At 72.2% G+C, this 18269-nt stretch carries 19 protein-coding genes; 8 read left to right on the top strand and 11 right to left on the bottom strand.

Features of this window, described 5'->3' with window-relative positions; translation table 11 throughout:
* Positions 1-6 precede the first annotated feature (6 nt).
* The gene (locus tag E4623_RS15340; RefSeq protein ID WP_245155096.1) at positions 7-1194 is read right to left on the bottom strand and encodes a spermidine/putrescine ABC transporter substrate-binding protein; all 1188 of its coding nucleotides are present in this window, start codon (positions 1192-1194) and stop codon (positions 7-9) included.
* Positions 1195-1380: 186 nt separating this feature from the next.
* On the opposite strand from E4623_RS15340, the gene E4623_RS15335 reads away from it, so the two are divergent.
* The 6 genes from E4623_RS15335 to E4623_RS15310 all read left to right on the top strand — a co-directional run bounded on the left by E4623_RS15335 (position 1381) and on the right by E4623_RS15310 (position 5702).
* Entirely contained in the window at positions 1381-1848 is a 468-nt protein-coding gene (locus E4623_RS15335) for an Lrp/AsnC family transcriptional regulator (RefSeq protein WP_134767419.1), read from the top strand.
* Positions 1849-1913: 65 nt separating this feature from the next.
* Positions 1914-2570: a rhodanese-like domain-containing protein gene (locus E4623_RS15330; protein WP_134767418.1), complete on the top strand. Its 657-nt coding sequence runs from the start codon at positions 1914-1916 to the stop codon at positions 2568-2570.
* A 251-nt stretch (positions 2571-2821) separates the two neighbouring features.
* Entirely contained in the window at positions 2822-3679 is an 858-nt protein-coding gene (locus tag E4623_RS15325; protein WP_134767417.1) for an RIO1 family regulatory kinase/ATPase, read from the top strand.
* Between the two features lie 89 nt (positions 3680-3768).
* On the top strand, positions 3769-4371 hold the full coding sequence (locus E4623_RS15320) for a DUF2975 domain-containing protein (protein WP_245155135.1): 603 nt from the start codon (positions 3769-3771) through the stop codon (positions 4369-4371).
* Positions 4371-4610 (top strand): helix-turn-helix transcriptional regulator, encoded by a 240-nt coding sequence (locus tag E4623_RS15315; RefSeq protein ID WP_134767415.1) that lies wholly within the window; start codon positions 4371-4373, stop codon positions 4608-4610. Before E4623_RS15320 ends, E4623_RS15315 begins: the two co-directional genes overlap by 1 nt.
* A gap of 9 nt (positions 4611-4619) precedes the next feature.
* On the top strand, positions 4620-5702 hold the full coding sequence (locus tag E4623_RS15310) for an LOG family protein (RefSeq protein WP_134767414.1): 1083 nt from the start codon (positions 4620-4622) through the stop codon (positions 5700-5702).
* Between the two features lie 55 nt (positions 5703-5757).
* On the opposite strand, the gene E4623_RS15305 is transcribed toward E4623_RS15310, so the two are convergent.
* The 6 genes from E4623_RS15305 to E4623_RS15280 form a co-directional block, all read right to left on the bottom strand.
* Positions 5758-6894 (bottom strand): glycosyltransferase family 1 protein, encoded by a 1137-nt coding sequence (locus E4623_RS15305; RefSeq protein ID WP_134767413.1) that lies wholly within the window; start codon positions 6892-6894, stop codon positions 5758-5760.
* Between the two features lie 66 nt (positions 6895-6960).
* Positions 6961-7761 (bottom strand): GNAT family N-acetyltransferase, encoded by an 801-nt coding sequence (locus E4623_RS15300; protein ID WP_134767412.1) that lies wholly within the window; start codon positions 7759-7761, stop codon positions 6961-6963.
* On the bottom strand, positions 7758-8921 hold the full coding sequence (rlmN, locus tag E4623_RS15295) for a 23S rRNA (adenine(2503)-C(2))-methyltransferase RlmN (RefSeq protein WP_134767411.1): 1164 nt from the start codon (positions 8919-8921) through the stop codon (positions 7758-7760). Before rlmN ends, E4623_RS15300 begins: the two co-directional genes overlap by 4 nt.
* A 100-nt stretch (positions 8922-9021) precedes the next feature.
* Positions 9022-10743 carry a glycerol-3-phosphate dehydrogenase/oxidase gene (locus E4623_RS15290; protein WP_134767410.1) on the bottom strand — a complete coding sequence of 574 codons (1722 nt, stop codon included), beginning with the start codon at positions 10741-10743 and terminating at the stop codon, positions 9022-9024.
* A gap of 98 nt (positions 10744-10841) precedes the next feature.
* Positions 10842-12359 carry a glycerol kinase GlpK gene (glpK, locus tag E4623_RS15285; RefSeq protein WP_134767409.1) on the bottom strand — a complete coding sequence of 506 codons (1518 nt, stop codon included), beginning with the start codon at positions 12357-12359 and terminating at the stop codon, positions 10842-10844.
* 60 nt (positions 12360-12419) lie between these two features.
* Positions 12420-13277 (bottom strand): MIP/aquaporin family protein, encoded by an 858-nt coding sequence (locus E4623_RS15280; RefSeq protein ID WP_245155095.1) that lies wholly within the window; start codon positions 13275-13277, stop codon positions 12420-12422.
* A gap of 101 nt (positions 13278-13378) precedes the next feature.
* Here E4623_RS15280 and E4623_RS15275 point away from each other — a divergent pair, with 101 nt between their 5' ends.
* Complete coding sequence (locus E4623_RS15275; protein WP_134767407.1) at positions 13379-14137, top strand: IclR family transcriptional regulator; 759 nt, start codon at positions 13379-13381, stop codon at positions 14135-14137.
* A gap of 10 nt (positions 14138-14147) precedes the next feature.
* Positions 14148-15662, top strand: coding sequence for a glycerol kinase GlpK (glpK, locus tag E4623_RS15270; RefSeq protein ID WP_134767406.1), 1515 nt, complete (start codon positions 14148-14150; stop codon positions 15660-15662).
* Positions 15663-15708: 46 nt separating this feature from the next.
* Here glpK (E4623_RS15270) and E4623_RS15265 read toward each other — a convergent pair whose 3' ends face one another.
* From E4623_RS15265 to frr, 4 genes are all read right to left on the bottom strand, one after another.
* A complete protein-coding gene (locus E4623_RS15265) occupies positions 15709-16167 on the bottom strand; it encodes a hypothetical protein (protein ID WP_134767405.1) in 459 nt (152 codons plus the stop codon).
* 32 nt (positions 16168-16199) lie between these two features.
* Positions 16200-16712 (bottom strand): histidine phosphatase family protein, encoded by a 513-nt coding sequence (locus E4623_RS15260; protein ID WP_134767404.1) that lies wholly within the window; start codon positions 16710-16712, stop codon positions 16200-16202.
* 13 nt (positions 16713-16725) lie between these two features.
* On the bottom strand, positions 16726-17577 hold the full coding sequence (locus E4623_RS15255; protein WP_245155094.1) for a phosphatidate cytidylyltransferase: 852 nt from the start codon (positions 17575-17577) through the stop codon (positions 16726-16728).
* Between the two features lie 90 nt (positions 17578-17667).
* Entirely contained in the window at positions 17668-18222 is a 555-nt protein-coding gene (gene frr, locus E4623_RS15250) for a ribosome recycling factor (protein WP_209020721.1), read from the bottom strand.
* Between the last annotated feature and the right edge of the window lie 47 nt (positions 18223-18269).

The raw sequence follows: 18269 nt of genomic DNA, 5'->3' as shown, positions 1-18269 counted from the left end.
TGCTTGTCAGCCGCCTGTGACACTGGCCCAGTCCCTCTCGTAGTCGATGCTCTGCCGGTCGTCGAGCGGCATGAAGTCGAACGTCGTCGCCAACATCTCCTCGTCGGGGAAGATGAGCGTGTTGTCGACCAGGGAGGGATCGACCTTCTCCATCGCCTCCTGGGCCCCCTGGACCGGGCAGATGTAGTTGACCCAGGCGGCGAGCTTGGCCGCGACCTCGGGCTGGTAGTAGTAGTCGATCCAGGCCTCGGCGTTCTCCTGGTGCACCGCCTGGTTCGGGACCATCATGTTGTCGCTCCACAGCGACAACCCCTCCTCGGGGACGACGAAGCGGATGTCGGGGTTCTCCGCGGCGACCGCGATCACGTCGCCGGACCAGGCCTCGCAGGCCACGATGTTGCCGGCGGCCAGGTCGTTCATGTAGTCGTTGCCGATGAACGAGCGGATCTGCCCGCTCGCGACGACCCCGCGGAGGTTCTCGATCGAGTTCTCCCACTGGTCCTGGGTGAAGTCGTCGGGGTCGGCGCCCTCGACCCGGAGCATGAACGCCATGGTGTCGCGCATCTCGCTGAGCAGCGTGACGCGGCCCTTGAGGTCGGAGCGGGTCAGCAGCTCGGTGAACGATCCCACCTCGTCGACCTTGGCCGCGTTGTAGGCGATGCCGGTCAGGCCCGACTGCCAGGGGGCGTGGTAGCTCAGGTCGGGGTCCCACTGGACGCCCTGCAACGGCTTGATGAGGTTCGCGCGGAGGTTGGGCACCCGGTCCTTGTCGAGCGGCTGGATCCAGCCGAGGGAGATCATCCGGGCCGCCATCCAGTCGGTCAGGATGATCATGTCGCGGTCGATCGGCTCGCAGGACCCGAGCTGGTTGCGGACCTTGGCGTAGAACTCGGCGTTGTCGCCGATGTCGTCGGTGTAGCTCACCTCGATGCCGGTCTGCTCCTCGAAGACGGAGATCGTCGAGGTCTTCTTCCGCGGCGGGTCCATGTAGCCCGGCCAGTTCGAGACGATCAGCTCCTTCGCGGACGACGAGACGTCGGAGGCCCGGCACTGCAGGGGGTCCTGCTGGGCGCCGGCGGCCCCGAAGAACGGCAGCTTCAGCGCGGCGCCCGCGACACCCAGCGCAGCGACTCCGCCACCGGCCTGCAGCAGGCGCCGCCGGGTGAGAGCACCACGGCCACTCTGCGGACCCACGGATGGACCTGACGGCATCCGACCCCCTCATGTCGACTCGCCCGGATCGTGCCACGCCGCGGGGGGCACGACAAGGGATTCGGTCGACCGGAAACACGATGGCAACGAAATCCGTTGTTTCGACGCGAGCTCGCCGACCGGGCCGGGGGGGTGTCTCCGGCGGCTCGGCATGGGTACCTTTCCGCCATGACGCGCTCCCCCTCCGCCCCCCTCGACGAGGTCTCGAAGGCGATCATCGAGCAGCTGCAGCAGGACGGGCGCCGCTCCTACGCCGCCATCGGCAAGGTGGTCGGGCTGTCCGAGGCGGCCGTGCGCCAGCGCGTCCAGCGCCTGGTCGACGGCGGCACGATGCAGATCGTCGCCGTCACCGACCCGATGCAGCTGGGTTTCGCCCGCCAGGCCATGATCGGCGTCACCGCCACCGGCCCGCTCGACCCGGTGGCCGCCGCCCTCGCCGCCCTCGACGAGGTCGACTACGTCGTGGTCACCGCCGGTCGCTACGACCTCCTCGCCGAGATCGTCTGCGAGAGCGACGACCGGCTCCTCGAGCTGATCTCGGAGAAGATCCGCACCATCGCGGGCGTCGCGACCACCGAGACGTTCATGTACCTGCGCCTGCAGAAGCAGTCCTACTCCTGGGGCGTCGTCCGGTGATTGTCCGCCACCCCCTTTTCGTGATATAAGTTTACTAACTTACATTACTTAAAGGAGGAGGCGACGTGAGCGCTCCCGCCCGTCCCGTCACCGCCGCCCAGGTCACCGACGCCGTCCTCGCCGGATCCTGGGTCATCGACCTGCGCGCCCGCGGCGCCTTCGCGGCGGCCCACGTGCCCGGCACCGTGAGCATCGAGTACGACGACCGGTTCGCGACGCACGTCGGGTGGCTGGTGCCGTGGGGCGACGACATCGTCCTGCTGACCGACACCCCCGAGGTCCTCGAGCCGGCCCTGCGCCAGCTGGCCGAGCTCGGGATCGACGACGTCGGGACCCACCTGCTCGAGGCCGACGAGGCCACTGCGGCACCCGGGACCTCCGCGCTGTCCGCGCAGTACCGGCGCGCCGACTGGGCGGCGTACCGGGACGCGAGCCGGATCGGCGCGGTCACCCGGCGCCGGCCGGTCGTGGTCGACGTCCGACAGCTCGACGAGTGGCGCGACGGACACCTGCCCGGTGCCCTGCACGTGCCGCTGCACGAGCTCGAGCAGAGCATCCGCCGGCTGCCGCCCGGCGAGCTGTGGGTCTACTGCCGCTCGGGCTACCGCGCCGGCATCGCGGCCAGCCTGCTGCACCGGGCCGGCCGCCAGGTGGTCCACCTCGACGACCGCTGGGACCGCGTCGGCGAGCTGCACATCGAGGTCGTCCCCGCCGCCGCCTGACCCCGCGCTGACCCGTCACCTATAGGTGACGGGTCAGCGACCGCACGACGCCGACCCGTCACCCATAGGTGACGGGTCGGCGTCGTAAACGGGTTGCGCGGTCGCGGGGGGTGGCCCCACCATGGGCTGCGAGCTCGTCGGAGTCGTCCAGGCGGCCGAGAGTGCCATCGAGAAGGAGCGTGACATGTCCACGACTGTCCTCGGTCTGCCCTGCGACCACCTCCCTCTTCTCGAAACGAGCACCGCTACCCATGACCTCCCAGGACTTCACTCCTGACGCACCGCTCCACCCCGACTTCACCCTCGACTGGACGACGTACGACGACGTCGACGACTCCCGTCAACGCTGGTCCACCTGGTTCGACGTCGAGCCGCTCTCCCGTGGGCCCGAGCCCCGACCCGACTGGGTGGTGACCTCGCGCGGCGCGGTCGACACCGAGCTCGGCATCCTCAAGACCGGCAAGGAGGGCGACGTCTTCCTCGTCGAGCGGGCCGACCCGCTCGACCCCGACGGCGGCGTCGTGATGGCCGCCAAGCGCTACCGCTCCTCCGAGCACCGCACCTTCCACCGCTCCGCCTCCTACACCGAGGGACGCTCGATGAAGCGCTCGCGCGACGAGCGCGCGGTCAAGCGCAAGTCGACCTTCGGCAAGCAGGTCGCGGCCGGCGAGTGGGCGGTCTCGGAGTGGGAGGCCCTCAAGCGCTGCTGGGCGATCGGCGTGCCGGTCCCCTACCCCGTGCAGATCGACGGCACCGAGATCCTGATGGAGTGGATCACCGTCGACGGCGAGACGGCGCCCCGGCTGGCCCAGACCCGGCCGGACCTCGACCTGCTGGGGTCGTATTACGACCAGCTGCGCGACGCGATGGCCACGATGGTCCAGGCCGGGCTCGTGCACGGCGACCTGTCGGCGTACAACATCCTCGCCGCCGGCGAGCGGCTGGTGATCATCGACCTGCCCCAGATCGTCGACCTCGTCGGCAACGTCAACGGCATGGACTTCCTGCTGCGCGACTGCACGAACATGTGCACGTGGTTCCGGCAGAAGGGCCTCGAGGACGCCGACGAGCACGAGCTGTTCGGGGAGCTCCTGGCGCACGCCTTCTGAGCCGGGCAGCTCCCTCGCCCGTGGATCTTATCGAAGATCGATGTTATCGTTCTTCGACAAGCCCGCCGACGAGGGAGCCACCCGTGAAGATGCCCGTGTTCGACCGCTGGGACTTCCTGGCGACGCAGATCGTCATCATCGGTGCCGGTGCGCTCACGGCCCTGGTGACGGTGGTCCGACCGCTCCTCGCGTGGATCGGCGGGCACGCCCTGGAGTGGGACCTCACGACCGAGGACGTCGGCCGCGCGCCCGAGGGCCTCCTGGCCCGCGACGGCGTGACGGTCCGCGGTGTCGAGGGCGTGCACGTCGAGGTCGCCGACGCGAGCACCGCCACCTGGCTGGCGAGCCTGCTCCCGGGGGTCCTCGTGTCGGTCACGGCCCTCGTGGTGGCGCTCCTGGCCGTGCGGGTGCTGCGGGGGATCCAGGCGGGACGACCCTTCACGCCGTCGAACGTGACCGCGCTGCGGTCGATCTCGATGACGGCGCTGGTGGGGGTGGTCCTCCACGTCCTCGCCACGAGCCTCGCCGACCACCAGGTCCGGGCCGCGGCGCTGGTCGACCGGGACGACGTCACGTTGTTCTGGGGCGAGGTCCCCTTCACCCTGCTCGGCGCCCTGCTCGTCGTGGGCGCGCTGGCGCACGCGTTCGACCGCGGTCTCCGGCTCGAGCAGGACGTCGAGGGGCTGGTCTGATGCCGGTCGAGGAACCGCACCGCGTCGTCTGCCACCTCGACCGGCTGCTCGCCGAGCGCGGGCTCACCGTCACCGCGCTCGCCGAGCAGATCGGCGTCACCAACGTGAACCTGAGCGTGCTGAAGAACCAGCGGGCCAGGGCGATGCGGTTCTCGACGCTGACCGCGATCTGCGACGCGCTCGACTGCCAGCCCGGTGACCTGTTCTCGGTCGCCGCCGCCGGCTCCCCTCCCCGGTAGGTTCGCCGCGTGAGGCACACCCACGGACGCGTCGTCCACGTCGAGTCCCTGGCCGAGGTCGAGCGACGCCTGGCCGCGGGGGCGAGCCGGATCGGCTCCTGGCGGGTGCACCACCTCGACCTCACCGAGCACGGCGCGCGACTGCTGTCGTGCCGGGTCGCCGGGGCGGCGTTCCTCGGCTGCACCTTCGCCCCGGGCGACGACGACGCGCTGGCCGCCGCAGGGGCGCTCGTGCTGCCGGTCGTCGGCTCGACCCCGCTCGACGTCTACCGGCCCCGGCTCTACTCCCCCGACGAGCTCTACGACCGGACGCCGTACCTGCGCACGCTCGACGCCCGCGCCTACGCCTGGGCCCAGCGGGTGCCCGGGCGCGACGACACGCTCGCCGCCGCGCTGCACGACCACGCCGTCGGTGAGGCGCTCGACTCGTGGGTGTCCGGACGCCGGGTGGTCGGGGTGATGGGCGGCCACGCGATGCAGCGTGGCGACGCCGGCTACGCGGACGCCGTCCGGCTCGGCTGGCTGCTCGGTCGCGACGCCGTGGTCGCGACCGGCGGCGGGCCGGGCGCGATGGAGGCCGCCAACCTCGGCGGCCGGCTCGCGGGCCAGGACGACGCCGCCGTCCGCGCGGCGCTCGACGTGCTGGCACCGGTGCCGTCGTTCCGGCCCTCGATCGACGACTGGGTCCGGACCGCCCGCGAGGCCGTCGCCGACCTGCCCGCGCGCGACGGCCTCGGCGTCCCGACGTGGCACTACGGCCACGAGCCGCCGAACCTGTTCGCCACCGCGATCGCGAAGTACGTCGACAACGCGACCCGCGAGGCCGTGCTCCTCGAGGTGTGCACCGCCGGCATCGTGTTCCTGCCGGGTGCGGCCGGCACCGTCCAGGAGGTCTTCCAGGACGCCTGCGAGAACTACTACGCCGACGAGTCCTCGGTCGCGCCGATGGTGCTGGTGGACCGGGCGCACTGGACCGACACCCTGCCGGCCTGGCCGCTGCTGCGGTCCCTGGCCCGCGGCCGCGCGATGGAGCAGCACGTGCACCTCGTCGACACCGTCGAGGAGGCGGCGGCGATCGTCGCCGGTCCCTGACGCGGTGCCGGGCTTCCCGGGCAGCCCTGGGCGGCCCGGGGCGTCCTAGGGCGTCCTAGGCGGCCCGACGCCCGGCGCGGACGTCGATGACGTCGCGGTAGTGCCCGAGCAGGGCGTCGTTGACCGACGTCCACGAGCGGCCCGCGACGGAGCGCCGGGCGGCCAGCGCCATCCGGCGACGCAGCAGCGGGTGCGAGGCGAGCACGTCGACGTACGTCGCGAGGTCGGTCGCGTCGCCGGGGCGGTAGAGGAAGCCGGCCTCCCCGTCGGCGACGACGTCGATCGGACCACCGGCCCGGGGCGCGACGACCGGCACGCCGGAGGCCAGCGCCTCCTGCGCGGACTGGCAGTACGTCTCGTGCCGTCCGGTGTGCACGAACACGTCGAGGGCGGCGTACGTCGCGGCGAGCTCGTCGCCGTGCAGGACGCCGAGGAGCTGCGCCCCGGGAAGCACCGATCGGAGCCGCTGCTCCTCGGGACCTCCGCCGACCACCACCAGTGCGTAGCGGGGGTCCTCGGCGAGCCCCGCCAGGAGCTCGAGCTCCTTCTCGGGGGCGAGCCGCCCGACGTACCCCACCAGGAGCGCGTCGGGCCGGTCGCCGAGCAGCCGGACCCGCAACGCGGGGTCGCGACGGCCGGGGTGGAACTGCTCCAGGTCCACCCCGCGCGGCCAGAGCGCCGTGCCGGGGACGTCGAGCGCGGCCAGCTGGGCCAGGCTCGCCGTCGACGGCGCCAGGGTCCGGTCGACGCGGGTGTGGATCCGGCGGGTCAGCCGGGCCGCCGCCCGGGCGCCGCCCGGCACGTCGTAGCGCTCGGCGAACCCGACGAGGTCGGTCTGGTAGATCGCGACCGTCGGGATGCCGAGCTCGCCGGCGGCCCTCGCCGCTTGGTGGCCGAGGGTGGCCGGCGAGGCGATGTGGACGACGTCCGGGCGGAAGCGCAGCATCACCGCGCGCAACCGGGCCGTGGTCTCGAGCCCGATCTTGAAGTCCCGGTAGAACGGGAGGTGGGCTCCGCGTGCGTGCCGCACCGGGAACCCGGCGTAGGTGTCGGGCCCGGTCGGGGCGACCAGCTCGGCGTGGTGCCCGGTGGCGGCGAGGTGCTCGAGCACCCGGCGCACCGAGTTGGTGACCCCGTTGACCTGCGGGAGGAACGACTCGCTGACGATCAGGACGCGGAGCGCATCGGTCATGTCCGTGACGCTAGGGATCCCCCGGCAACGCACGACGAGAACGGCGTGGCCGGTGCGTGAACAGCGTCAGACCGGCAGGACGTACGAGCGCTCGCGTCCGAAGACCGCGAAGCCGGCGCGGCGCAGGATCGGCCCCGAGGTCTCGACGCGTCCCTTGACCAGCGCCATCGACGCGCCCCGCGTCCGGGCCAGGTCGAGGCGCGCGGCGAGGACGGCGCGGTAGACCCCGCGGCCGCGTGCGTCGGGGACCACGCCACCGCCCCAGAGTCGCGCGACGTCGTGGCCGCCCGCGCCGGCGAACGTCAGGCCGCCCGACCCGACGGCCCGGTCCTCGAGGTAGGCGACGGCGGTGCTGGCCCGGCCCGCCCCGTGGTCGGCCGCCGCCTGCGCGGCGAGCTCGCCGACCCGCTCGTCGGAGGGGAGGCTGCCCTCCTCGAACGCCGCGATCGCGACCCGCAGGGCGTCGCGGGTGGTGGCCTCGTCGGCCTGCCACCGCACCTCGACGTCCCTCGGCACGTCCAGGCCGGGGAGGTCGGGGCCGAGGTCGAGCGCGAACACGTCGAGCGTCTCGGACGTCACCGCGCCCCGGGCGGAGAGCGCGCCCTCGAGCACGGCGGGGGCGTCGAGCCTGACCCAGACGACGAGCTCGTCGAGCTCCCAGGCCCGCACCAGCGCCAGCGCCTCGTCGAGGACGCCGTCGACCGGTGCCGAGCCGGCGACCCACAGCAGGTTCGGCGGTGCCCCGAAGTAGTCCGGCCACCGCACCAGCAGCAGCCGGTCGCTGCGGACGACGTCCGCGTCGTCGGGGTACCACGACCACGCGGCCGACTCCGCGGCGACGCGGGCCGGGGTGACTGCGGGACTCACGCCTCGGTGGCGGCCAGCTGTCCGCAGGCCGCGTCGATGTCACTGCCGCGGGTGTCACGGATGGTGGTGGAGATCCCCTTGGCCTCCAGTCGACGCACGAACTCGTCCATGTCGTGGTCGAAGGACCGGGTGAACCTCGACCCGGGCACCTCGTTCAGCGGGATCAGGTTCACGTGCACCCAGCCCCAGTCGCCCCGCGCCTGGAGGACGTCGCCGAGCAGGTCGGCGCGCCAGGCCTGGTCGTTGATGCCGCGCATCATGGCGTACTCGATGGAGACCCGGCGCTTGGTGACCTGGGCGTAGTTCCAGGCGGCGTCGACGGTCTCGTCGACCGAGTAGCGGGTGTTGATCGGGACCAGGTCGTTGCGCAGCTCGTCGTCGGGCGCGTGCAGGCTCAGCGCGAGGGTGACGGGGATGCCCTCGTCGGCCAGCTGCAGCATCCGCGGCACCAGGCCGACGGTCGAGACGGTGATGTTGCGCGCCGACATGCCGAGGCCGTCGGGCGTGGGGTCGGTCAGGCGCCGGACCGTGCCGATGACGGCCTTGTAGTTGGCCAGCGGCTCGCCCATGCCCATGAAGACGACGTTCGAGACGCGTCCCGGCCCGCCGGGGACCTCGCCGCGGGTCATCGACCGGGCACCGGCGACGACCTGCTCGACGATCTCCGCGGTCGACATGTTGCGCTGCAGGCCGCCCTGGCCGGTGGCGCAGAACGGGCACGCCATCCCGCAGCCGGCCTGGCTCGACACGCACACCGTGGCGCGGTCGGGGTAGCGCATCAGCACCGACTCGACCAGGGCGCCGTCGAAGAGCCGCCACAGCGTCTTGCGGGTGGTCCCCTTGTCGGCCTCCATGGTGCGCAGCGGCGTCATCAGGCTCGGCAGCAGCGTGCTGACGAGCTCGTCGCGCTGGCCGGCCGGGAGGTCCGTCATCTCGGCGGGGTCGTCGACCAGCCGTGAGAAGTAGTGCGTCGAGAGCTGCTTGGCGCGGAACCCCGGCAGGCCGTGCTCCTCGAGGAGCGCCTTGCGCTCGGGCGCGGTGAGGTCGGCGAGGTGCCGCGGCGGCTTCCGGCGCCCGCGCGGCTCGTCGAAGACCAGCTTCAGCGACGTCGCGCCCTCGGGCGCCGTCGGGCTGTCGGTGGGTGCGGGGTTGTCGGCCATAGGAGACCGATTCTCCCACCCCGCCGCAGTGGGACCCAAACGTCGATCCCCGGAGGTCGAGCAAGCGAGCTCCAGCGAGCGCCGACGGAACCGCAGGCCCTCAGCTCGTGAGCGGGACGACGTCGGCCGCACCGAGCCGGGCGGCGTCGGCGGTGGCGTCGTCGGGCATCTGCTGGCTCTCGAGCTCGGCCTCGACCCGCTTGACGTAGTGCTCGATCTCGAGGGCGCGCTGCTCGTCGCTCCAGCCCAGCAGCGGGCCGGCCAGGTCGGCGACCTCCTCGACCGCGCGGACACCGCGGTCGAAGGTCTCGATCGAGAGCCGGGTGCGCCGGGTGAGGATGTCGTCGAGGTGGCGCGCTCCCTCGTGGGAGACGGCGTAGACGACCTCGACCCGCAGGTAGTCGGGAGCGCCCTCGAGCGGCTCGCCCAGCGACGGGTCGGCGGCCACCAGGTCGAGCAGCTCGTGGATCAGCGATCCGTAGCGGCCGAGCAGGTGGTCGATCCACACCTCGTGCAGGCGCGAGGACTCCGCGAGCAGGTGCCGGGCGTTCTTCGCGGCCTGGAAGCCCTCGGCGCCGAGCAGCGGGATCTTCGCGGTCACCGACGGCCCGACCGTGCGGTCGAACAGCGCCGACATGCCGTGCACCGCCTCGTCGACGGCGTCCTGGGCCATGATCCGGTACGTCGTGTACTTGCCGCCCGCGACGACGACCAGGCCGGGCGCCGGGTGGCCCACCGCGTGCTCGCGCGACAGCTTCGACGTCGCCTCGGACTCGCCCTCCAGGAGGGGGCGGAGGCCGGCGTACACGCCTTCGACGTCGGAGCGGGTCAGCGGCGTCTCGAGGACGGCGTTCACGTGCTCGAGCAGGTAGTCGATGTCGGCCTGGCTCGCGGCGGGGTGCGCCTTGTCGAGGGTCCAGTCGGTGTCGGTGGTGCCGATGATCCAGTGCCGTCCCCACGGGATGACGAAGAGCACGGACTTCTCGGTGCGCAGGATCAGCCCGACCTCCGAGCGGATCCGGTCCTTGGGCACCACCAGGTGGATGCCCTTGCTGGCCCGGACGTGGAACTGGCCGCGCTGGCCGCCGAGGTCCTGGGTCTCGTCGGTCCACACGCCGGTGGCGTTGACGATCTGCTTGGCGCGGATGGTGACGGTGGTGTCGTTCTCGAGGTCGCGGACCACGGCGCCGGTGACCCGCTCGCCCTCGCGGACCAGCTCGACCACGCGGGCGCGGGAGGCCACCTTCGCGCCGTACGCCGCGGCGGTACGGGCCAGGAACATGGTGTGCCGGGCGTCGTCGACCTGGGCGTCGTAGTACTTCAGCGCGCCGACGAGCGCGTCCTTGCGCAGCGACGGCGCGAGCTTGCGCGCACCGCTGCGGGTCAGGTGCTGGTGCAGCGGGACGCCCGCGCGGCCCGAGACCCGCGACATGACGTCGTAGAGCGCGACGCCCGAACCGGCGTAGAAGCGCTCCCACCAGCGGTGCTGCAGCGGGTAGAGGAAGGCCACCGGGGTCACCAGGTGCGGGGCCAGCTCCTGCAGGAGCAGGCCACGCTCCTTGAGCGCCTCGGCCACGAGCCGGAAGTCGAGCATCTCCAGGTAGCGCAGGCCGCCGTGGACCAGCTTGCTGGAGCGGCTCGACGTCCCCGAGGCGAAGTCACGAGCCTCGACCAGGCCCACCTTCAGGCCGCGGGTGGCGGCGTCCAGCGCGCTGCCCGCGCCGACCACGCCCCCACCGATCACCAGGATGTCGAGCTCCTCGGCCGCCATGGCGCGCAAGGACTCCTCGCGGTACTCGGGCGACAGTGCGACGGACCTCATGGCAGGTGACTTCCTCTCGGGGTGGTTTCTCTCGACGGTACTGCCGGGTGGTGCGGTGACCAGGGCCCGACCGGGTGGGTCGGGCCCTGGTCCGCGCCTCAGTCGACGTCGACCCAGTCGAGCGTGCGCTCGACGGCCTTCTTCCACTGGGCATAACCCTCGGTGCGCTGCTCGTCATTCCACTGCGGCGACCAGCGCTTGGCCTCGTTCCAGTTCTCGCGCAGCTCGTCGGTGTTGTTCCAGAAGCCGACCGCCAGGCCCGCGGCGTACGCCGCACCGAGCGCGGTCGTCTCGGCCACCACCGGGCGGCTGACCTCGACCCCGAGGACGTCGGCCTGGATCTGCATGCACAGCTCGTTGGCGGTGACGCCGCCGTCGACCTTGAGCACCTCGAGCGTGACGCCGGAGTCCTTCTCCATCGCCTCGGCGACGTCGCGGCTCTGGTAGCAGATCGACTCCAGGGTCGCGCGGGCCAGGTGCGCGTTCGTGTTGTAGCGGGAGAGCCCGACGATCGCGCCGCGGGCGTCGGAGCGCCAGTACGGCGCGAACAGGCCCGAGAACGCCGGCACGAAGTAGACGCCGCCGTTGTCGTCGACCTGGCGGGCCAGCGACTCGCTCTGCGCGGCACCGCTGATGATGCCGAGCTGGTCGCGCAGCCACTGGACGGCGGAGCCGGTCACCGCGATCGAGCCCTCGAGGGCGTAGACGACGTCGGCGTCACCGAACTTGTAGCAGACCGTGGTCAGCAGGCCGGCCTTCGAGCGGACCAGCTCGGTGCCGGTGTTGAGCAGCATGAAGTTGCCGGTGCCGTAGGTGTTCTTGGCCTCGCCCGGGGCGAAGCAGACCTGACCGACGGTCGCCGCCTGCTGGTCGCCGAGGATGCCGGTGATCGGGACCTCGCCGCGCAGCGGGCCGTTGGCCCGGGTGGTGCCGTAGGCGTCGGGCTCGCTGGAGGACCGGATCTCGGGGAGCATGGCCTTCGGGATGTCGAAGAGCGCGAGCAGCTCGTCGTCCCACTCCAGGGTCTCCAGGTCCATCAGCATGGTGCGGCTGGCGTTGGTCGGCTCGGTCACGTGGACGCCGCCGTCGGTGCCGCCGGTGAGGTTCCACACCAGCCACGAGTCGGTGTTGCCGAACAGCGCGTCGCCCCGCTCGGCGGCCTCGCGGACACCGTCGACGTTCTCCAGGATCCACTGGATCTTCCCGCCCGAGAAGTACGTCGCGGGCGGCAGCCCGGCCCGCTGCCGGATCAGGTCGCCGTGCCCGTCGCGCTCGAGCTTGCTGGCGATCTTGTCGGTGCGGGTGTCCTGCCACACGATCGCGTTGTAGTAGGGCCGGCCGGTGTTCTTGTCCCACACGACGGTGGTCTCGCGCTGGTTGGTGATCCCGAGGGCGACCAGGTCGCTGGCGTTCAGGTTGGCCTTGCCGAGACCGGTCTGGAGGACCGAGCTGGTGCGCTCCCAGATCTCCACCGGGTCGTGCTCGACCCAGCCGGCCTGCGGCATGATCTGCTCGTGCTCGAGCTGGTGCCGGGCGACCTCGTTGCCGCTGTGGTCGAAGATCATGAAGCGGGTGCTGGTGGTGCCTTGGTCGACTGCTCCGACGTACTGGGCCATGGGTGTCTCCTGTGGTGGTGTGGACGTGAGGTGTCGTGAGGTGGGGGTCGTGCCGAGGCCTCAGGCCTGGACGCCCTTCTCGCCGGCGGTCTCCGGCTCCTCGGCGGGCAGGTGGATCTCGATGAGGTACTTGAACGCCACGCCGCCGATCAGGCCGCCGATCACCGGGGCCACGATCGGCACCCAGAAGTAGACGTCGTTGCTCCCTGCCGCCTCCCACACGTCGTTGCCGTACCCGGTCATCCAGGCGGCGAGCCGGGGGCCGAGGTCACGGGCCGGGTTGATGGCGTAGCCGGCGTTCGCGCCCCAGGCCATGCCGATCGCGACGACGATCATGCCGACGAACCAGGGCGTCAGGTTCGCCATCGGCGGGGCGTTGGTCGCCGTGGTCAGCGCCAGGACGAGGAAGACCAGGATCGCGGTGCCGAGCAGCTGGTCGGCGAACGCGGTGGTGATCGACACGACTGCCTCGCCGTCGGGCGTGGCGCCCGGCGAGGTGAAGAAGATGCCCATCGAGGCCTTGCCGAGGTCGGGGTCGATGGCCTTGATGAAGTCGGCGTAGGTGAAGCGCACGATGATCGCCGCGACGAACGCGCCGGCGAGCTGGGCCAGGGCGTACGGCCCGACCTTGCTCCAGGGGAAGCCGCGGAACGCCGCGAGCGCGATGGTCACGGCGGGGTTGAGGTGGGCTCCGGTGATCTTGCCGGCGGTGTAGATGCCGAGCACGACCCCGAGGCCCCAGGCCCAGCTGATCGAGTCGGCGTCCCCGCGTCCGGCGGCGACGACGGACGCGACGACGCCGCACCCGAACAGGATCAGGATCAGGGTCCCGGCGAACTCGGCGCTCAGCTCGCCGACCAGGGTGTTCTTCTTCGTGGACACAGCAGTGTTCTCCTCCCGGGTGCCTGTGGTCGGCACCGCGACCACTGTGACGCCCGTCACGGGTTCCGCGCCACCCCTGGCGTTCGACATGGTCGAACGTCGGGTCGACATGGTCGAACGGACCCTAGGATGGGCCGGTGCCCGGCTCCATCCAGTCCATCGAGCGCGCCGCGGTGGTGCTGCACTTCCTCGGGGCGCTCTCCGAGCCGGTCCCCCTCGGGGACGTCGCCCGGATGCTCGCCCTGCCCAAGCCGACCGCCCACGGCATCCTGCGCACCCTGTGCGAGGTGGGCTTCGTCGTCCAGGAGCGCGACACGGGGCGCTACGCCCTCGGTACCGGCCTGTCGCGCCTCGGGGAGGCGCTCGACCCGCACCTGCTGCGCTCGCGCGCCGTCAACTGGGCCGACGGTCTCGCCGCGCGCACCGAGCTCGAGGTGCAGCTCGGCATCCTCACCGGCCAGTCGGTCGAGGTGCTCCACCACGTCTTCCGCCCCGACGGGTCGCCCCAGCAGCTGCGGGTCGGCGAGCTCCAGCCGCTGCACGCGACCGCCCTCGGCATCACCCTGCTCGCCTTCTCCCCCGCCGCCGGGCGGCTGCACGACCTCCGGCTGCCGGCGTACACGCCGTCGACGCCGGTGACGCGCATCGACCTGACCCGCGTGGTGCAGCAGACCTTCCGGCGCGGCTGGGTCCTCACCGACGGCACCCTCCGACCGGGCGTCGCCGCGGTCGCCGCCCCGATCCGGCACCACATCGGCATCGGCGTGGGCGCGCTGGCCGTCGTCGGGCCCCGGGACCGCGTGATCGCGGCCGCGGGCGAGCCGCGCGCCGGCATCGTCGACCAGGTGGTCGCGGCCGCGGACGCGATCTCGGTGCACCTGCAGGACCGCCTGTGAGAACCCGACGATGAGGGCCTACGTCGCGGCGATCGACCAGGGCACGACCTCGACGCGCTGCCTGATCTTCGACCACCACGGCCGGATGGTGTCGGTGGCCCAGCACGAGCACGCCCAGCACTACCCCCAGCCGGGCTGGGCCGAGCACGACGCCGCCGAGATCTGGCGCAACACGCTGCGGGTGCTGCCCGAGGCGCTCGCGGACGCCGGGCTGTCGGCCGACGACCTGGCCGCGGTCGGGATCGCCAACCAGCGCGAGACCACCGTGGTCTGGGACCGGACGACCGGGCGGCCGCTCGCCCGGGCCATCACCTGGCAGGACACCCGCACGGCTGACCTCGTCGAGGACCTGAACCGCGGTCCCCACGCCGACCTGTTCCGGGAGGTGTGCGGGCTGACCCCGGCCGGCTACTTCGCCGCCCCCCGGCTGCGGTGGCTGCTCGACCACGTGCCCGGGCTCGAGCGCCGGGCGCGCAGCGGCGAGATCGCCTTCGGGACGATGGAGAGCTGGCTGATCTGGAACCTCACCGGCGGTCCCGACGGCGGCGTCCACGTCACCGACGTGACCAACGCGAGCCGGACCCTCCTCATGGACATCCGCACGCTCGACTGGGACCAGCGCCTGCTCGACGCGCTCGACATCCCGCGCGAGCTGCTGCCCGAGGTCCGGCCGAACGCCCAGGTGTACGGCGAGTGCGTCGTCGGCCTGCCGGGGGTGCCGATCGGCGGTGCCTTCGGCGACCAGCAGGCCGCGCTGTTCGGCCAGACCTGCTTCGAGGCCGGCGAGGCGAAGTGCACCTACGGCACCGGCGCGTTCCTCCTGATGAACACCGGCGACCAGATCCCCACCTCCGAGCACGGGTTGATCTCGACCGTCGCCTACGCCCTCGAGGGGCAGGCCCCGGTCTACGCCACCGAGGGGTCGATCGCCGTCGCCGGTGCCCTCGTGCAGTGGTTCCGCGACTCGCTGGAGATGATCCGCTCGGCGCCCGAGATCGAGACGCTCGCGCGCCGCGTCGAGGACAACGGCGGGTGCTACATCGTGCCGGCGTTCGCCGGGCTCTTCGCGCCGCGGTGGCAGCCGGACGCGCGCGGCGTGGTGGTCGGGCTGACGTCGTACGTGACGCGGTCGCACCTGGCGCGCGCCGTCCTCGAGGCGACGGCGTGGCAGACCGCGGAGGTGGTCGAGGCGATGGCCGCCGACACGGGGATCAACTTCGCCCGGCTCAAGGTCGACGGGGGGATGACCGCCAACCACCTGCTCATGCAGTCGGTGGCCGACGTCCTCGCCGTGCCGGTCGAGCGACCGCTCGTCGCGGAGTCGGTCTCGCTCGGCGCGGCGTACGCCGCCGGACTGGCCGTCGGCTACTGGCCCGACCTCCAGGGTCTGCGCGACAACTGGCACCGCGCCGCGGTCTGGGAGCCGGCGATGAGCGACGCGCTCCGGCGCCGCGAGCGGGCCGCGTGGGACCGGGCCGTCGAGCGGACCCTGCACTGGGTCCACGACGACGACGTCGCCCGCTGAGCCCCGGTGAGCCCGGCGGGCTCGGCCGGCTCGGCGGGCCCTGGGGTCAGCCGTCGCTCCGCAGCAGCAGGTACGTCGTCGCGACGGCCGTCAGCGCCACCACGAGCGGCGTGAGCAGGACGCCGAAGAGCATGTAGCGCGCGAACCGGCGGGTCCGCGGCAGGGCGATGAGCACCAGGTCGACCACCAGCACCAGGCCGACGGCGACCAGCAGGATCCACGGGTGGTCCGACACGTCGTAGCCGATCACCATGTCGAGCAGCCAGCCGAGCGCGAGCAGCGCCACCAGGATGGCGGCGACCCCGGCGAAGAACCCGGCCAGCGGGGTGAACACCGGGTGCTCGCGGTGCCAGAACCGGGGAGCGTCGGGCTCCGACGACGACGCCGGGTCGTCGAGCGACGCCGGGTCGTCGGCCGGCGTCGGCTCCTCGGGCGGCGTCGCGGTGCCGTCGGGCGGGGTCTCGGGGTCGCCCTGGGCGACGCGGACGCCCTCATCGGTGCTCATCACCGCTGATCGTAGGCGGTGGGGCGCAGCGATCAGGGCAGATCGAGGACCAGCACGTCCGGGAGGGTGAGGCGGGCCCACCGGTCGAGGTCGGGCTCGGTGCCGGTCAGGACGGCGGCCAGCACGGTCCAGGCGGTCCCGTGGCCCACCAGGACGACGTCGGCGGCGGCGTGGGCGGCGAGGATCGGCTCGACGGCGGCGACCACGCGATCGCGGCAGAGCGCGAGCGGCTCCCAGCCGTCGCGGACGGGGACCTCGGGCCTCGCGAACGCGTCGCGGACGGCTCCCTCGAGGTCCTCGATCCACACCGTCGAGTCACGCACGTGCTCGCGCAGCCCGTCGAGGATCCCCACGCCGTCGTCGGTGAGCAGCTGGGCGGTCTCGGTGGCCCGGGGCTCCGGCGAGCAGTACCACGCCGCGCGCCGCGGCAGCCGGTCCCGCAGCGCCCACACGTCGTCGTACCCCGCGGGGTCGAGCACCCACTCGTGGGCGGGCCGGTCGAGGTCGACCGACGGGCGGCCGTGGCGGACGAGGTGCAGCCTCACGAGCGGGGCCGCCTCACGTGAAGACGAGGTAGTGCAGGAGCAGCCAGATCGGCGCGATCGTGGCCAGCAGCGAGTCGAGCCGGTCCATCAGGCCGCCGTGGCCCGGGATCACCCGACTCATGTCCTTGATGCCGAGGTCGCGCTTCATGACCGACTCGCACAGGTCGCCGAGGGTCGCCATGACCACCGCGATCAGGCCGAGGCAGAGCCCGACCCACCACTCGCCGTCGAGCAGCAGGACCACGAGCGCCCACCCGGCGGCCAGGCAGAACAGCGCCGAGCCGGCGAAGCCCTCCCACGACTTCTTCGGGGAGATCACCGGCGCCATCGGGTGCTTGCCGAAGAGCACGCCGGCGATGTAGCCGCCGATGTCGGAGGCGATGGTGACCAGGATGAAGGCCAGGATCCCCTGGACGCCGTCGTCGTCGAGGCCGCCTCCGTCGAGGCCGCCCTCCGAGAGCATCAGCGCCACGAACGAGCCGAGGAACGGGACGTAGACGAGCGTGAAGACCGACGCGGTGGCGGTCTTCACGTAGCCGTCGATCCCCCGGCGCAGCAACCACAGCATCACCACGAGCGCCGAGACCGCGGTGGCGGTGACGAGCGCGTCGGTGCCCCAGAGGTAGGCCACGACGACCATCACGACGCCGCCGAGCATCAGCGGCTGCTCGGGCAGGTCGATGTCCTTGGCGAGCAGGCCCTGGCGCAGCTCCCAGATGGCGACCACGACGGCGATGACGACGATCACCATGAACGCCGGCTTCCAGAACGCCAACGAGGCCGCGATCGCGCCGAGCAGCACCACGGCCGAGCCGATGGCGGCCTTCAGGTCACGCCCGGCCCGCCCGTGGTCCTTCGGCGGCACCGTCGACGGACCGGAGGCCGGGGAGCCGGACGACGACGGGGACGAGGGCGGGGACGCGGGCGGCATGGGTGGGGTCGGGCAGCGGAGGTCTCAGACCTCGAGCAGCTCGGCCTCCTTGTTCTTCAGCATCTCGTCGATCTCGTCGGTGTGCTTCTTGGTCACGCCGTCGAGCCGCTTCTCGGCGCCGGTGACGTCGTCCTTGCCGACCTCGCCGTCCTTCTCGAGCTTCTCGAGGGCCTGCTTGGCGTTGCGACGCAGGTTGCGCACGGCGACGCGGCCGTCCTCGGCCTTGCCGCGGGCGAGCTTGATGTACTCCTTGCGGCGCTCCTCGGTGAGCTCGGGGAACACGCAGCGCAGCACCTTGCCGTCGTTGGCGGGGTTCACGCCGAGGTCGGAGTCGCGGATCGCCTTCTCGACGTTGGGCATCGCGCTCATGTCGAAGGGCTGGATCATGATGACCCGCGCCTCGGGCGCGGTGAACGACGCGAGCTGCTGCAGCGGGGTCGGGGTGCCGTAGTACTCGACGACGATCTTGCTGAACATCGACGGGGTCGCGCGACCGGCCCGGATCGCCGCGAACTCCTCGCGCGTCGCCTCGACCGACTTGTCCATCTTGCTGTCGGCCTCGTTGAGGATGTCCTTGATCACGGGTGGTCCCTTTCCGGTGGTGACGCTCGTGCGGGCGGCTCGTG

It is taken from the genome of Nocardioides sp. 1609 (genome assembly GCF_004522105.1).
Taxonomy (GTDB): Bacteria; Actinomycetota; Actinomycetes; order Propionibacteriales; family Nocardioidaceae; genus Nocardioides.
This window is presented reverse-complemented; position numbering and strand designations above follow the sequence as displayed.

Bases quoted from the DNA above. Each gene is read 5' to 3' on its own strand.
- E4623_RS15290 (WP_134767410.1), bottom strand. From the start codon at position 10,743: ATGAGGTCCGTCGCACTGTCGCCCGAGTACCGCGAGGAGTCCTTGCGC.
- rlmN (WP_134767411.1), bottom strand. From the start codon at position 8,921: ATGGCCGACAACCCCGCACCCACCGACAGCCCGACGGCGCCCGAGGGC.
- E4623_RS15335 (WP_134767419.1), top strand. From the start codon at position 1,381: ATGACGCGCTCCCCCTCCGCCCCCCTCGACGAGGTCTCGAAGGCGATC.
- E4623_RS15265 (WP_134767405.1), bottom strand. From the start codon at position 16,167: ATGAGCACCGATGAGGGCGTCCGCGTCGCCCAGGGCGACCCCGAGACC.
- E4623_RS15305 (WP_134767413.1), bottom strand. From the start codon at position 6,894: ATGACCGATGCGCTCCGCGTCCTGATCGTCAGCGAGTCGTTCCTCCCG.
- glpK (WP_134767409.1), bottom strand. From the start codon at position 12,359: ATGGCCCAGTACGTCGGAGCAGTCGACCAAGGCACCACCAGCACCCGC.
- E4623_RS15315 (WP_134767415.1), top strand. From the start codon at position 4,371: ATGCCGGTCGAGGAACCGCACCGCGTCGTCTGCCACCTCGACCGGCTG.
- glpK (WP_134767406.1), top strand. From the start codon at position 14,148: ATGAGGGCCTACGTCGCGGCGATCGACCAGGGCACGACCTCGACGCGC.
- E4623_RS15325 (WP_134767417.1), top strand. From the start codon at position 2,822: ATGACCTCCCAGGACTTCACTCCTGACGCACCGCTCCACCCCGACTTC.
- E4623_RS15320 (WP_245155135.1), top strand. From the start codon at position 3,769: ATGCCCGTGTTCGACCGCTGGGACTTCCTGGCGACGCAGATCGTCATC.